The 15233-nt window shown below is 71.1% G+C and carries 10 protein-coding genes and 1 riboswitch; of the genes, 4 read left to right on the plus strand and 6 right to left on the minus strand.

Features of this window, described 5'->3' with window-relative positions:
- Both Val02_RS35295 and Val02_RS35300 read right to left on the minus strand, forming a co-directional pair.
- Entirely contained in the window at positions 1–1863 is a 1863-nt protein-coding gene (locus Val02_RS35295; protein ID WP_203903631.1) for a bifunctional metallophosphatase/5'-nucleotidase, read from the minus strand.
- 111 nt (positions 1864–1974) lie between these two features.
- Positions 1975–3999, minus strand: a complete 2025-nt coding sequence (locus Val02_RS35300) for a prolyl oligopeptidase family serine peptidase (RefSeq protein ID WP_203903632.1) — start codon at positions 3997–3999, stop codon at positions 1975–1977.
- Positions 4000–4430: 431 nt separating this feature from the next.
- Between Val02_RS35300 and Val02_RS35305 the strand changes: the two genes are divergently transcribed.
- The gene (locus Val02_RS35305) at positions 4431–5378 is read left to right on the plus strand and encodes a sigma-70 family RNA polymerase sigma factor (RefSeq protein WP_203903650.1); all 948 of its coding nucleotides are present in this window, start codon (positions 4431–4433) and stop codon (positions 5376–5378) included.
- A 57-nt stretch (positions 5379–5435) separates the two neighbouring features.
- Here Val02_RS35305 and Val02_RS35310 read toward each other — a convergent pair whose 3' ends face one another.
- On the minus strand, positions 5436–6236 hold the full coding sequence (locus tag Val02_RS35310; protein WP_203903633.1) for a methyltransferase domain-containing protein: 801 nt from the start codon (positions 6234–6236) through the stop codon (positions 5436–5438).
- 79 nt (positions 6237–6315) lie between these two features.
- Positions 6316–7299: a C40 family peptidase gene (locus Val02_RS35315; protein WP_203903634.1), complete on the minus strand. Its 984-nt coding sequence runs from the start codon at positions 7297–7299 to the stop codon at positions 6316–6318.
- A 5-nt stretch (positions 7300–7304) separates the two neighbouring features.
- Positions 7305–7473: riboswitch (cyclic di-AMP (ydaO/yuaA leader) on the minus strand.
- Between the two features lie 265 nt (positions 7474–7738).
- Here Val02_RS35315 and Val02_RS35320 point away from each other — a divergent pair.
- From Val02_RS35320 to Val02_RS35330, 3 genes are all read left to right on the plus strand, one after another.
- On the plus strand, positions 7739–9565 hold the full coding sequence (locus Val02_RS35320; RefSeq protein ID WP_203903635.1) for an AMP-dependent synthetase/ligase: 1827 nt from the start codon (positions 7739–7741) through the stop codon (positions 9563–9565).
- Positions 9566–9799: 234 nt separating this feature from the next.
- Complete coding sequence (locus Val02_RS35325; RefSeq protein ID WP_203903636.1) at positions 9800–10234, plus strand: DUF6232 family protein; 435 nt, start codon at positions 9800–9802, stop codon at positions 10232–10234.
- A gap of 93 nt (positions 10235–10327) precedes the next feature.
- A complete protein-coding gene (locus Val02_RS35330) occupies positions 10328–13657 on the plus strand; it encodes a S8 family serine peptidase (RefSeq protein WP_203903637.1) in 3330 nt (1109 codons plus the stop codon).
- An 11-nt stretch (positions 13658–13668) separates the two neighbouring features.
- Here Val02_RS35330 and Val02_RS35335 read toward each other — a convergent pair whose 3' ends face one another.
- On the minus strand, positions 13669–14025 hold the full coding sequence (locus Val02_RS35335) for a DUF6401 family natural product biosynthesis protein (protein WP_203903638.1): 357 nt from the start codon (positions 14023–14025) through the stop codon (positions 13669–13671).
- A 201-nt stretch (positions 14026–14226) separates the two neighbouring features.
- Entirely contained in the window at positions 14227–15123 is an 897-nt protein-coding gene (locus Val02_RS35340; protein WP_203903639.1) for a mechanosensitive ion channel family protein, read from the minus strand.
- Positions 15124–15233 lie beyond the last annotated feature (110 nt).

Consider the following 15233-nt stretch of genomic DNA (forward strand, 5'->3'; position numbering starts at 1 on the left):
TCAGCCGAGCTTCGTGATGCGGTTCAGCGGCGGGGGAGACACCGGAGCCGCCGCGAGGTACGCCTCCAGCGCGTCGACGTCGAAGCCGGGCGCGTACACCCGGGTCTCCTTGCCGACCGTCAGGTTGGTGAACCCGTCGCCGCCGTTGGCGAGGAAGTCGTTCGTCGTGACCTTGTAGCTCGCCGCCGGATCCAGGGGAACGCCATTGAGCGCGATCGACGACACCCGGGAGCCCGCCGGCGCCGTGGCGTTGTACGAGTACGTGAAGCCCGCCGACACCTGCAGGATGCGCTGCGTGGTCTGCCCGCCGAAGCCGACGAACTGCTGCTCGAGCACGTCCTTGATCTGTGCGCCGGTCAGCGTCTGCGTCACGACCAGGTTGTTGAACGGCTGCACCGTGAACACCTCGCCGTACGTAACCTGGCCGGGCGCCTCGCCACCGGGCGAGTTCGCGTAGGTCAGCGACGCGCGGATGCCGCCCGGGTTCATGAACGCGATCTGCGCACCGGCCGCCTGGGTGTACGCCTTCTGCGCGTCGGCGATCACGTCACCGAGCGGGCTCTCGCCGGAACCGCCGGTCGGCACGTCACGCACGATGTTGGCCGTGATCGACCCGACGATGCGGTTGGCGATCGGGGCCACCGCCGTGCGGTACCTGTCGGCGATGGCCTTGACCTGCGGGTCCTTGCCGGCCGGGTTCTGCAGGAAGTTGCCGTTGGCGTCCTTGGCCCAGGTGCCGTCGGTGTTCTTCACGCCGTTCTCGGTGACGACGTTGCGCGCGGCCACCTCGACGAACTTGTGCGTCCGCTTGTCGATCGTCATCTCGATGTCGGTGACCAGCTGGCCGTTGGTGCCGGCGCTGGTGACGACCGAGGTGCCGGCCGAGTTGGGCAGCTCGCACGAGTAGAACCGGTGCGTGTGCCCGGACACCACCACGCCGAACTCCGGCCGCAGGCCCGCCACGATCGGCGTGATGTCGCCGGCGAAGCTGGCGCAGCTGGACGGGTCCGGCACCGCCGGCGACGTGACCTGCTGCGAGCCGCCCTGGTGGATCAGCAGCACCATCGACTTGATCCCCAGGAAGCGCTTGAGGAGGTCGGCGTACTGGTTGGCGACGGCCACCTCCTCCTTGAACTCCACCGTCGTGATGCCGGCCGGGTTGACGATGCCGGGCGTGCCCTTGAGCGTCATGCCGACGAAGCCGACCAGCGAACCGCCGACCCACCGCACCGAGATCGGGGCCAGGTGCGGCAGCCCGGTGGACTTGTTCACCACGTTGGCGGCGAGCCACTGGTAGTCCGCGCCCTTGAACGGCGTCCCGTCCTGGCAGCCGTCGGTGGGGTGGCAGCCGCCGCGCTGGAGTCGTTCGAGCTCCTTGACGCCCTCGTCGTACTCGTGGTTGCCGACCGAGGTCAGGTCGAGGCCGAGCGCGTTGAGCACCTCGACCGCGGGCTCGTCGTGGAACGCGGCGCTGACCAGCGGCGACGCGCCGATGTTGTCGCCGGCGGCCACGGTGTAGACGTACGGCGACGTGCGCCTGGCCTCGGCACGCAGCCGCTTGACCGTCGCGGCCAGGTACTCGGCGCCACCGGCCGGTGTGCCGTTGACCGTGGCGCCGCTGCCGGTCGGCGGGTCGATCGCGCCGTGGAAGTCGTTGAAGCCGAGCAGGTGCCCGGTCACCGTGGGGCCCCGGCGGTCGGCCGACACGTACGAGACGCGGACGGGGGACATCGGCGTCCAGCGTTCCCCCGAATCGGCATCCCGGGACGACGGCCGGGCGAGGGGTAAGAGCGCGACCACCGCAACGGCGAGGGCCGGTACCGCGAGGTGCCGGGCCAGCCGCAGGCGCGAGAGGTGAGCCATCTGTGTGAACTCCCTACACGTTTCGAGTGAGACTCCCCAGTCTCAGACGCGTCCCACCCTCGCCGCGACCCGTGCGGAGCGACGATCCGGTATCGGTGGGGTTACGCGGCCTCAGCCGGAAAGTCCCAGGTGGACGGAGAGGAACGCGAGCACGTCCGCGTTGAGTCCGATGGTGCGCGACACCGCTCGGGACGAATGGCCCACGCCGACCTCGCGGCGCACCAGGATCGGCGCGTCGCCGGCCGTCGCGTGCTGCATGGCGGCCGCCAGCTTGCGCGCGTGCATGGTGTCGACCCGGGTGTCGCCCTCGAAGACGGTGAACAGCGTCGCCGGGTACGCCGTGCCCTCCCGCACCCGGTGGTACGGCGAGTAGCCGAGCAGCCAGCCCAGTTCCTCCGGGTCCTCGGCGGTGCCGTACTCGCCGGACCAGTTCGGGCCGAGGCCGAAGCGTTCGTAGCGGACCATGTCGAGCAGCGGTGCCGAGCAGACCACCGCGTCGAACCGGTCCGGCCGCTGCGTGACGGCGGCGCCCACCAGCAGGCCGCCGTTCGAGCCGCCGTAGCAGCCGACCGTGCTCGCCACGCCGGTGGCGACCAGATGGTCCGCGGCGCTGTGGAAGTCGTCGAAGACGTTCTGCTTGTGGGCGCGCATGCCGGCCCGGTGCCACTCCTGGCCCTCCTCGCCGCCGCCGCGCAGGTTGGCCACGGCGTACACGCCGCCCGCCTCGATCCACGCCAGGGCCAACGGCCAGTACTGCGGCACGAGCGAGATGTCGAAGCCGCCGTAGCCGTACAGGACGGTCGGCCGCGGGCCGTCGGTGCCGGGCGAGGACAGCACGAACATCCGCACGTCGGTGCCGTCGAGCGAGCGGTACACCTCCTGGCGCACCTCGACGGGCGGCGGGTCCACCTGTCCCGGCGGCACCGCGTACACGCTCACCTCGCCGGTGCCGGCGGTCCACTGCAGGATCCGCTGCGGCGCGGCGTACGAGTCGAACGCGATCCACAGTTCGTCCCCGCCGACCGGACGGCCCCGCACGTCGGTGACCGTGCCGAGGCCCGGAAGCTCCACAGTGGACACCCGGGCGCCGGTGGCCGCCTCGTGCACGCTCACCTCGGAGACGGCGTGCCGGGTGTGCGCCACGGCGAGCAGCCCCGGCCCGTCGACGAACGCCCAGTCCGAGATGACCGCCTCGGGATCCTCCGGGATCAGGGTCGCCCACTGCGTGTGCCCGGGCGACGTGGCGGCCGCGGTGCAGATCCGCCCGCGCGGCGCGTCGAGGTCCGTCCACACGTACAGGCGGTCGTCCCGCACGACGCCCGACGCCTGCGCGTCAAGCCCGCTCAGCACCGCCGTGAACGCGTGCGGCTCGGCCGCGTGCAGGTCGGCGATCCACAGTTCGTTGCGCGGGTCGGTGCCGCGCGAGGAGGTGATCAGCAGCCACCGGCCGTCCCGGGAGACCGACGCGGAGTGGTAGGTGGCGCGTTCCGCGCCGGCGCCGTGGACCAGCAGGTCGCCGGCCGGGTCCTCGCCCACCCGGTGCCGGTAGATCCGCCGGTGGTGGATGCCCTCCTCGCCCGGTTCGTGCCGCTGGTAGTAGAACTCCGCCCCGCCCGGCAGCCAGGCGATCGAGGTGTGCCGGGCGCGGTCGATCGGGCCCTCGACGGCCTCACCCGTGGCGACGTCGAGCACGTACACCGACGACTCCTCGGTGCCGCCGGAGGAGAGCAGGTAGGCGAGCCGGTCGCCCTCGACGGACGGCACCCAGCGGTCCAGGGTGGTGGTGCCGGTGGGGTCGAGGGCCATCGGGTCGATGAGAACCCGTTCCGTCCCGCCCTCTGTGACGTAAAGCACAGCGTGCTCCTGGCCGGGCTCCCGCCGGGTGCTGAACCGGCGCTCGCCGCGCCAGACGGGCGGGCCGACGGAGCCGCTTCCCATGAGTTCTCCCAGCCGGGCGGCGAACCGTTCGCGCGCCGGCCAGCCCTCGCGCTGCTCGACGAACAGCGTGTCCTGGGCGGCCGACCACTCCTTGGTCGCCGGGTCGTCGGCGTCCTCCAGCCAGCGGTACGGGTCGGGGATCCGGTGCCCGTGCAGGGTTTCCACGACGTCCGACCGGGTAGCGCGAGGGAAGTCCATGTCGGCACGCTAGCGGTTCGGAGGGCGGCGCGGGCTCTCGGCCCGGATCCGGACATTGAAAGTGAATGAACCGCGCTAGTCTTGTTCCAGATTGTTTTTCACTCCTGCCGCCCTCACTTTTAGCTGTGAATATTCACAGCTTCAACGCGAAAATCATTGCACCTGATTCGCACCGATCTCGGGGTCATCCACCAGCGCGGCGGCGCCGAATACCTGTTGACGGGCGAGCGTCGAACCAAAATCGTCGCCGATGCGTCTTAGTAAGTGGCGCAGGTCTCAGCGGTCGGTACGTAATTTCGTGGCGACCGGCGGAATCAACTCCGGGGTGGGGCTGTTGTGCTGTGGGCACCCATCCGTGGGGACACCGGTTCCAAGACCGGTTGGACGGGTAAGCGGGTAAGGCAGTGGACGACGGGGGAGGGGTCGAAAGAGTGGAGAACGTGGCCGTTCAGATTCGTACCGACGAGGTCGCCGAAGAGCGCGACCTGGTAGGCGTTTACCTGCACGAGATCTCCCGTACGCCGTTGCTCGACGCCGCAGCCGAGGTAGCCCTGGCAAAAGCGGTCGAAGCCGGCCTCTACGCGGAGCATCTGCTGAGCCGGGAAGACGACCTGCCGGACGGGCTCTCCCGTGACGAGCTGGAAGCACTGGTGGCCGAGGGAGCCGAGGCGAAGGACCGGTTCATCCGGGCCAACCTGCGCCTGGTGGTCTCCATCGCCCGTCGCTACGTGCGTTCCGGCATGCCGATGCTCGACCTGATCCAGGAGGGCAACACCGGTCTCGTGCGCGCGGTCGAGAAGTTCGACTACGTGCGCGGATACAAGTTCTCGACGTACGCGACGTGGTGGATCCGCCAGGCCATCAGCCGGGCGATCGCCCAGCAGGAACGCACCGTGCGCCTGCCCGTGCACCTCGTCGAGGACGTCAACCGGATGCGCAGTGTCGCGCGTCAGCTCACCCGCGAGCAGGGCAACGAGCCCGAGCCCGAGCAGCTCGCCGCGGCGCTGCAGGTCCCGGTCGAGCGGGTGCTCGAGCTCATCCGCTGGTCGCAGGACACCGTGTCGCTGGACACGCCGGTCGGCGACGACGGAGACACCAGCCTCGGCGACCTGGTTTCCGACACCGACGCGCCCTCGCCCGAGGACGTCGTGCTGGCCGCACTGGAGCGCCAGCGCATCGAAGGGCTGCTCAACCACCTCGACGACCGTTCCGCGGGCATCATGCGCGCCCGCTACGGCCTGGAGGACGGCCGCGAGCACAGCCTTACCGAGGTCGCCGGCCGTTTCTCGCTCTCGCGGGAGCGGATCCGGCAGCTGGAGATCCAGGCGCTCGGCCGGCTGCGCGAGCTGGCCCGCGCCGAGGGCATGGCCGCCGCCTAGGAAGTTCGACATAGCGAAGGGCGGTCCCGGTTCGCCGGGGCCGCCCTTGCGCGTCTGTCAGATCCGGTGTGCCACCACAAAGATCCGGGGGAACGGCAGAAGCGTGCCGTAGGGCGCCGGCGGAAAGGCGCCGCGCAGCTCCGCCGCGATCTCGGCCCGGAAGTCGGCCAGCGCGGCCGGGTCGTTTCGCAGCGCGTCGGTGTACGGCCGGAGGCCGGTGCCGGAGAACCAGTCCATGACCGGGTCGGCCCCCTCCAGGACGTGCACGTACGTCGTGTCCCACGCGTCGACCTCCATGCCCAGGCGGCTGAGCACGTCGACATACTCCGTGACGTCACGAACCGGGCTCGCCGCCCCGCGCGGGGCCTCTCGGGCGATCGTTCCCAGGCGGTCGTGCCAGCGCGGGGAGGCCGCGATGCGCCGGAAGATCTCGCCGACCGGGAACCCCTTGGCGCGCGGCACCTGGAAGGCCAGGGCGCCCTCGGGCGGCAGCGCCGCGACCCAGCCGGGGAAGAGCGAGTCGTGCTCCGGCACCCACTGCAGGACGGCGTTCGCGATGATCACGTCGACGGTCTCCGGGGACCAGCGGCGCGCGTCACCGACCTGGAACGAGACCCGGCCGGGGACGGCGTGCCGTTCGGCCGCGGCGATCATGTCCCGGGAGGCGTCGATGCCGAGGATCCGGGCGTCGGGCCAGCGTTCGGCGAGGGTGGCGGTCATGGTGCCGGGACCGCAGCCGAGATCGACGACGGACTTGGGGTGGGGGGTGCGGATCCGAGCGGTCAGGTCACGGTACGGCCGGGCGCGTTCGTCGGCGTACCGCTGGTACTGGGCGGGGTCCCACGACGGTGACGTCATGCCGGAATCATCCCCCGGCCCGATCTTGCACACAAAAGGGCGGCACCACGCGGTGCCGCCCTCTCGCGATCGATACCGATCAGCCCGGCCGGCCGAACCCGACGATCGGGTTGGCGTTGATGCCGGTGACCTCGATCGGCTTGCTGGCGTTCGAGGCGCTGATCACCTGGTCGCCGCCGATGTAAATGGCGACGTGCCCCAGGTTGTTGGAGAAGACCAGGTCACCTATCTGGAGGTTGGCCCGGCTCACGTGCGGGATCTTGTTGTACTGCTGCGCGGCGTTGTGCGGGAGCGTGATGCCGGCCGCCGCCCAGGCCATCTTGGTCAGGCCCGAGCAGTCGTACGCGTTGGGCCCCTCGGCGCCGTACACGTACTTCTTGCCCACCTGATCGCGAGCGAAGTTGACCGCGATCGCCCCCTTGCCGGAACCCGTGGCGGGCGGCGGCTTGGAGGTGTTGGTCGGGGGCTTCGCCTGGCCGCTCGCCTGGCGGCGGGCCTCCAGTTCGCGCTCCTTGGCCTCCAGGTTCTTGATCTCGGCCTCGATGGTCGCCCGCTTGGCGGCCAGGTCGGCCTGCGTCTTGCTCTGGTCGGCCTCCAGGGCCTTCAGCCGGCGCTGTTCGTCCTGGAACTTCTTGTGGCTGTCCGTGTAGGCGTTCAGGTCACGCTGCTGGAGCTTGGCGATCCGGTCCATCGACTCGAACGTGCGCACCGGGTCGCCCGTGCCGTTGCCGGTCAGCAGGGCGGTCGCGTTGGCGAGCCCGCCGCCGGTCTTGTAGGCGGTCGTGGCCATCGAGGCGACGTTTGCCCGGGCGGCATTGAGCTGGGTCTCCAGCGGCGCCATCTTCTGGTTGAGATCGGCCATGGCCGCCTGCGTCGCCTTGAGATCCTCGCTGGCCTTGTTGTACGCCTCGATGACGTGTTCCAGCTCGTTGTACTGCTTGTCGATCTGAGCCTGAACCTCGTCGATGGAGGGCTCGGCCCGGGCGGCGGTGCCCGGGAGGAGGATCCCGACGGCAACGGCGGCACACAGCAACGCACGCAGCGCTCGCTGCTTCGTAGACAAGTGCAACCCTTCTTCCGCACCGCCTACCGGGTTAGCTGACGGATTCGGGCGGGAAGACGGCCCTACCGCGGTGCCGCTGGCGGCGGCCGCGGATTCACCCCTGGCGCCGGCAGTCGAACAGGCACTGCGTGCCGGCACCCGATGGTTCCCCGGTTCGTTCGGCCCGGGACGTGGAGCCCGGTGCCGGTTGACACACGATTCGGCGGGGCCCGGCGGTGCCACCCCGGATGGGCGGCGGTCTGGCCGCGGGGCCGGATCAACTATGCGTGATCCTTCGCCGGCATGGAAGGGGGGAAATGTCTCAATGGGCAGCACTTTTGGGAGTCGGCGAGGAATGTCCTGATAGCACTGTGTAGTTCCGGCTTTACCGATGGCGTTTGGCCAGTGATTCCGCCGGTCTTGCCTGTTCTCCGAGAAATAGACAACATTTAATGTGTCTATGGACGAGACCGCCGCGGCCGCCACGATCGCCTCCCGGGTGCGGGATCACGCTCGGCGCGCGCCCGACCGGGTGTGCCTGCGGCGGCGCGGCGACACCGGTTGGGACGACATCACCTGGGCGCGGTACTGGGACGTCGCCGAGGAGGTGGCGCAGGCGTTCCTGGCGGTGGGCGTCGAGCCGGGCGACCGCATCGCCGTCCACGCCGACAACCGTCCCGAGTGGCTCTACGCCGACACCGGCGCCGTGGCGGTGCGCGCGGTCACCGTGGGCCTCTACCCGACCAGCCCGCCGGCGGAGATCCGGCACCTGCTCGCGCACTCCGGCGCGAAGGTTCTGGTCACCGAGAACAGGACGCAGTTGGAGAAGGCGCTGGCCGTTCTCGACGACTGCCCCGAACTCACCCACATCGTCTGTCTCGACCCCGAGGGCATCCCGGCGGAGCACCCCAAGGTGCAGACCTGGGACGGGTTTCTCGCGCTCGGGCGCGAGCACCGGGCCGCGCACGCGGACGCCGTGGCCGCCCGCATGGCCGCCGCCCGCGCCGACGACCTCGTGACGATCGTCTACACCTCGGGGACCACCGGGCCGCCCAAGGGTGCGATGCTGTCGGTCGCCAACGTCGAGTTCCTCACCGAGCTGATGGCCGCCGGCGGATCGATCCGACCGCCCGCTCCCGGGCCGGCCGACGTCACGCTCTCCTACCTGCCGCTGTGCCACGTCGCCGAGCGGTACATGTCGGTGTGGCTGAACGCGTCGTCCGGCGTGACCGTGCACTTCGGGGAGTCGCTCGCCACGTTCGCGCGGGACCTGCGTGAGGTGCAGCCGACGATCTTCTTCGCCGTGCCGCGGGTGTGGGAACGGATGCGCGCCGGCGTGCTCGCCGCCACGGGCGCGGCCCCGCCGCTGCTGCGCCGCCACGGCCGGCTGTGGCTCGGCGTCGCCGAGCGGGTCGGTGCGCGGATGGCCGCCAACGGGGGGCGGCACACGTTCGGGACGCGGGTGCTCTCCGGCATCGGGCGGGCCGTCCTGTACCGCACCCTCCGCGAACGGCTCGGGCTGAGCCGGGTGCGCCACGCCTCCTCCGGGGCCGCCCCGATCGCGCCCGAGGTGCTCGAGTTCTTCCTGGGGATCGGCATCACGGTCCAGGAGGTCTACGGCATGACGGAGAACTCGGCCGTCGCCACCATCAACCGCCCGGACCGCGTGCGCATCGGGACCGTCGGCGAGCCGCACGACGGCATCGACCTGCGCATCGACGAGGAGACCGGGGAGATCCAGACCCGCCATCGCGGCACGTTCGTCGGGTACTTCCGGGAGCCCGAGGCGACGGCGGCGGCGTTCACCGAGGACGGGTATCTGCGCACCGGCGACCTCGGCGAGTGGGTGGACGGCACGCATGTGCGGATCATCGGGCGGGCCAGGGACATCATCGTCACGGCCGGCGGCAAGAACATCGCCCCGGCCGGCATCGAGCAGGCGCTGGTGGCGTCGCCGTTCCTGCGGGACGCGTTGCTGGTGGGGGATCGCCGGCCCTACGTGACGGCCCTGATCGGGATCGAGCCGGAGGCCGTCGGCCGGGCGGTGGGCGTACCGGGGGCGTCGTGTGCGGAGCTGGTCGACCGGCCGGACGTGGTGGCTCTCGTGCAGTCCGTGGTCGACGAGGTCAACGCCGACCTGGCGAACGTCGAGCGGGTGAAGCGGTTCGCGCTGCTGCCGAAGGAGCTGGCGCACGCCGACGGGGAGCTGACCGCCACGCTGAAGGTGCGTCGGGCGACGGTGGTCGACGCCTACGCGACCCTGGTCGACGGCCTGTACCTCGGGTGATAGGTGCGTCACGTTGAGGAGCCTCTGTGCCTCCTGACGCTGACGGCGATTCACTCACGGCAGAGGATGATGGCAAATCCGGACATAGGAACTGTGCATTGTGCCAACCTGCTATCTAGCTATCTTCACGTCTTCCCTTAACAAGGTGGCGCTCAGCACAATAGCGATGCAGAGAGTGACCGTTCGGTGGCCGGTCGCATTGCACAGCCGAGTCGAGTGGAGGGAGTCCTCCTCATGGAGGCAACTCGTAGACTTCCCCGCCGCACGTTCTACCGGGACGGGGACATCATCATCACGGATCGTTGGCTGACGATCTCCGGCCGCCGGTTCCAGGTGGCTGAGCTGGTAAATCTCCGTGCCGTGCGGCGGCCGGCGCACCCGATGACCGTCGCGTCGACCGCCATGGCCTGCGTGCTGGTCGCGGCGATGGCGACGTTCGTGGCGCTCTCCGGCGAGCCCGCGCTGCTGTTCGGCGGGCCGTTGCTGGTCGGGCTGCCGGCCGGCGTCGCCGTGATGAGCTGGCGGCTGCGGCGCAACGACCTGACGCTCTTCGCCGAGTACGGCGACGCCACCGTGCAACTGGTCGACGACCTGGAGGAGCGCCGGTTCAACCAGGTCTGCCGGGCGCTGATCCGGGCCCGCGAGTACGACGAACAGGCCAACCGGTAACCCTCCATAGAGGCGGCGGGCGGGCCCTTCGGGGTTCGCCCGCTGTCGTTCGTTTTGCCTAAATCGAACCCCTTTCGGGTGGATGATGGGCCCGTGCACCGTACGAGGGTTCTGCGCGGAGCGCTCGCGCTCGCCGTTCTGCTGCCCGCCGCGATCCTCGTGAGCGCGGCTCCCAGCGCCGGACAGGCCGACTCCCGCTTCACCCTCGACAAGGCGCTCGCCCCCGCCGAACGGGTTCGCAGCGCCAAGCCGCTGACCAGTCGGCTCGCCCGCTCCGACGAGAACCTGCTGGCCCGCCGCGACTCCCGGCCGGCGCAGGTCGTCGTCAAGCTCGACTACGACCCCGTCGCCACGTACGCGGGCGGGCTGCCCGGCCACCCTGCCACCAGCCCCGGCGTCACCGGTCGCAAGCTCTCCGGCGGCCCCGACGAACAGGCCTACGAGCGCTACATCGCGCAGCGGGAGGAGGCGTTCCTCGGCGAACTGCGCCGCGCCGTCCCCGGCGCGCAGCCCGGCCGGACCCTGCGCACGGTCTACGGCGGGATCGCGCTGACCGCACCGGCCGACACCCTGCGCACCCTCGCCGGGCTCCCCGGCGTCGTGGCCGTCCAGCCGGACGAGATGCGCGCACCGCTCACCGACTCCAGCGCCGAGTTCATCGGAGCGGCCGGCACGCCCGACGCGCCCTCGGCGACCGACGCCGGCGCGGGGGTGATCGTCGGCGTGCTCGACACCGGCGCCTGGCCCGAGCACCCCGCCTACGCCGACCGGCCCGACAGCCAGCCCGCCCCGCTCAAGGCCGACGGAACGGCCCGCGCCTGCGACTTCGGCGACAACCCGCTGACCGAAGCCGATGACCCGTTCGTGTGCAACCGCAAGCTCATCGGCGGGCAGGCGTTCCTGGAGACGTACCTGAGCAATCCGCTGCAGGTCGCCGCGGAGAAGTACCGCACGGCGCGGGACTCCAACGGCCACGGCACCCACACCTCCACCACCGCCGCCGGCAACCCGACCGAGCGGGCCACCGTCCTCGGCACCGAACGCGGGCCGCTGCGCGGGGTCGCGTCCGGCGCGTGGATCTCGGTGTACAAGGTGTGCGGGGAGTCCGGGTGCTTCTCCTCGGACTCCAGCGCGGCCGTGGGCCAGGCCGTGCGGGACGGCGTTCAGGTGATCAACTACTCGGTCTCCGGCGGGACGATGCCGTTCGTCGACCCGGTCGAGCTGGCGTTCCTCGACGCGTACGCGGCCGGCGTCTTCGTGGCGACCTCCGCCGGCAACGAGGGGCCGGACGCCGGCACCGTCAACCACCTCGCCCCGTGGGTCACCACCGTGGCGGCCTCCACGCAGAAGCGCGAGTTCAACGCCACGCTGACGGTGCAGGCGGGCGAGGAGACGAAGACGTTCGACGGGGCGTCGATCACCGGGGCCGCGGAGGAGGCGCCGCTGGTGCTGGCGGAGAGCGTCGAGGGCTACTCGGCGCTGTGCGGCACGCCGGCCACCGCGGGGGCGTTCGACGGAAAGATCGTCGCTTGTGAACGTGGCGGCGGCATCGCGCGCGTCGACAAGGGCAACAACGTCAAACAGGGTGGCGCGGTCGGGATGGTCCTGTACAACCCCGACCTGCAGGACGTCGAGACCGACAACCACTGGCTGCCGACCGTGCACCTGCCCGACGGCCGCGAGTTCAAGGAGTTCATGGCGGCCCACCCCGACGGCGTCAAGGCGAGCTTCACCGCGGGGGAGAAGCGCGACGGGCGCGGCGACGTGATGGCGGCGTTCTCCTCGCGCGGGCCGGCCGGATCGTTCGTGAAGCCGGACATCACCGCCCCCGGCGTGCAGATCCTCGCCGGCCACACGCCGACCCCGCAGGCCACCAGCGGCGGCCCGCCCGGCGAGTACTACCAGGCCATCGCGGGCACCTCGATGTCCTCGCCACACGTCGCCGGGGCGGCCGCCTGGCTCAAGGCGGTACACCCGGAGTGGACGCCGGGGCGGATCAGGTCGGCCCTCATGACGACCGCCACCACGGACGTCGTCAAACACGACCTGACCACGCCGGCCGACCCGTTCGACATGGGAGCCGGACGGATCCGCCTCGACCTGGCGCGCACGGTCGGCCTGGTCTTCGACGAGACGCCGGCCCGGATGGTCACCATGGGGCTCGACCCGGTCGACGCCGTCCACCTCAACCTGCCGTCGGTCAACGCGCCGATCCTGCCCGGCCGGCTGACCACGGTCCGCACGGCCACCAACGTCACCGGCCGGACGCTCGCCTACCGCACGGAGGCGACCGCCCCGGACGGTTCGTCGATCGTGGTGCGTCCGGAGTCGGTCACCGTGCTCCCGGGCCGCGCGGCCGAGGTCTCGATCACGATTCAGTCGAACGCCGCCAAGCAGCAGTACTTCGGTGAGGTGCGCCTGGTGCCGGTCGACGACGCGACGGGGCCGGCGCTGCACCTGCCGGTGGCGTTCACGCCGCAGCAGGGGCCGGTGTCGTTGAAGAGCGTCTGCGCACCGGAACGGATCAAGGTCGACGGCACGAGCACGTGCACCGTCACGGCGTCGAACACGTCGTTCGAGGACGCGACCGTGGATCTCACCACGATGACCGACCGGAACCTGCCGATCGTCAACGCCAGCGGCGCGATGATCACCGGCGACCACCAGGTGGAGGTACGCGGCCGGCGGCTGCCCGGCGCGGTGCCGGCGAAGCCGACCCTGACGGCCGGCCAGCTCTACGGCTACGTGTCGCTGGACGAGTACGAGGTCGAACCGGAGGCCGTCGGTGACGAGGAGATCCTCAACTTCGACCTGCCCGAGCCGGTGACCTACGGCGGCCAGACGTACACGCGCGTCGGTGCCGCGTCCAACGGCTACCTCGTGGTCGGCGGCGGGGACATCGCCGACGTGCAGTGCTGCGACCTGACGGCGTTGCCGGACAAGGCGCGGCCGAACAACGTGCTCGCGCCGTTCTGGACGGATCTCGACGGAGCCGGCGCACCGGGCATCGCGATGGGTGTGCTCACCGGCATCGACGGCGGGAAGTGGCTGGTCGCCGAGTGGCGGGTGAACGTCTACGGCACCGCCGACCTGCGCACCTTCCAGGCCTGGCTGCGGCTGGGCGGGCCCGAGGAGATCGGGTTCGCCTATCCGGACACCGCCCGTCCGGTGAACCCGGGGATCCCGTTCCTCATCGGCGCGGAGAACGTCAACGGGACGGCCGGCGCGCAGCTGCCCATCGGCGAGGTGCCGGCCGGGGACCTGCTGGTCACGTCGAGCGCACCGACGCCCGGCGCCTCGCTCACCTACCAGGTGACGGTGAAGGGTGCCGCGGCCGGGGACTGGACGGCGTTCCATCGCATGGACACCGCCCAGGTCCCCGGGGTGACGACGACGACCAACCGGATCCGGGTCGGGAAGTAGGACCTTAGTCGTCAGGCGTAGGCGGCGGTCCGCGCGATGCTCGCCACGGCGAGCAGGCGGACCGTCGGCCAGTCGGCGTGCGACCACGCGAGCCTGCGCGTGTCCGGGACGCTCCAGCCCTGCTCGGTGGCGGCGTCGCGGACACCGGCGGCGTAGCCGGCGAGCGCGACCGGGCCGAGGGAGTGCCCCTGGCCGCAGAGCGCCTCGAGGACCGCGGCGACGTGCTGGTCGACCTCGGCGAGCAGCCCGGGCAGCCGCGAGGCGGCGTCGAGGCCGGCGTCGCCGAGCCAGGTCATGAGGCCGGAGAGGGTGGCCTTCGCCGCTTCACGACGGGCCGCTGCGGTGAGGTCTCGATAGCTCTGCGTCACGCATTTGACGGTAGAAGCCGCGGCGGCGCAGGCCAATGGGCGCAACCGAGCGGCACCGCTGCGGCCCCGAGACGCACCCGGACCGGCTCGGACGGCGAATCGGGGCGCGCCGTTCAGGCGCACCCCGGGATCGTGCGGTGTGGGACCCGGCGCGGCTCGGATTGGGAGTGGGGCCGCGCCGGGAGTTCGGGAGGGGCCGCGTCAGCGGCTGTGGCGGTGAATCTCGCCGGAGGCCGGCGCGAAGTGGTGCTCCGCCGTGTCGTCGATGCTCGGCCAGCCGTCCGGGCGGGCGTCGGTGTGCACCGGCAGCACGGGGCCGCTGACGACCGGGCCGCCCGAGGTGGGGAACGTGGTACTGGCCGGCGCGGCGACGAACTGCGTCGTAGTGTCGCTGCGGCCGGCCGCGTACGCCCGGGCGTGCTGGTTGATCTGGCGGGACTGCGCCTCGGCCTGGCTGAGGAGGCGTTCCCAGCGCTGCTGCATGGGCCTGATCAGGCCGCCGCCGATCCCGACGACGCAGATGCCGCCGACCGTCGCGAGCACGGCCACCAGGATCGGCATGGTGACCGTGACGGCCACGCCGATCTGGTTCAGCGCGGCGATGCCGCCGATGCCGAGCACGCAGTACGAGGCGGCCGTGGCGAGCATCCGCCCGTAGGTGAGGGCGCCGAGCGCGGTGCCGACGATGTCCCGTACCGCGCGGGCGATGGAAGCCGCGATCACCACGATCACGATCGCGACGGCGACCTGGGGCAGGTAGCCGACGACCGTCCGGATCAGGTCGCTCACCGGGTTGGGCCCCCAGACGCCGAACCCGATCTGCAGCGCGATGAGCAGGATCGCGTAGTAGACGAGCTTGCCGACGACCCCGCTGGCGTCGTACGGGCTGCGGGCGAGCATGCGGTGCAGGCCGCCGCGTTCGGCCGCGCGCTCGAACCCGACCCGGTGCAGGGCCGCCGTGCAGATCTTCTGGAACGTCCGCGCGATCAGCCAACCGGCCGTCACGACGGCGACGAAGACCACCAGCTTCGGCACGAACAGGGCGACCGCGCGCATCGCGTCGCCGAACGCGCCACCGATGTCCATCTGTTCGATCATGGTTGCCCCCTTGTTGCGACATGCATGGCCGGGGGGCGAAATCCACTTTATAACGGCAAAAGCGCGCACCGCTCATGTTTCGTGAGCGGTGCGCGTGGGACGGATCTCGA

The organism is Virgisporangium aliadipatigenens, from assembly GCF_016863615.1.
GTDB lineage: Bacteria > Actinomycetota > Actinomycetes > Mycobacteriales > Micromonosporaceae > Virgisporangium > Virgisporangium aliadipatigenens.

Coding starts and splice junctions, on each gene's coding strand:
- Val02_RS35295 (WP_203903631.1), bottom strand. CDS start 1,863: ATGGCTCACCTCTCGCGCCTGCGGCTGGCCCGGCACCTCGCGGTACCG.
- Val02_RS35300 (WP_203903632.1), bottom strand. CDS start 3,999: ATGGACTTCCCTCGCGCTACCCGGTCGGACGTCGTGGAAACCCTGCAC.
- Val02_RS35310 (WP_203903633.1), bottom strand. CDS start 6,236: ATGACGTCACCGTCGTGGGACCCCGCCCAGTACCAGCGGTACGCCGAC.
- Val02_RS35320 (WP_203903635.1), top strand. CDS start 7,739: ATGGACGAGACCGCCGCGGCCGCCACGATCGCCTCCCGGGTGCGGGAT.
- Val02_RS35325 (WP_203903636.1), top strand. CDS start 9,800: ATGGAGGCAACTCGTAGACTTCCCCGCCGCACGTTCTACCGGGACGGG.
- Val02_RS35340 (WP_203903639.1), bottom strand. CDS start 15,123: ATGATCGAACAGATGGACATCGGTGGCGCGTTCGGCGACGCGATGCGC.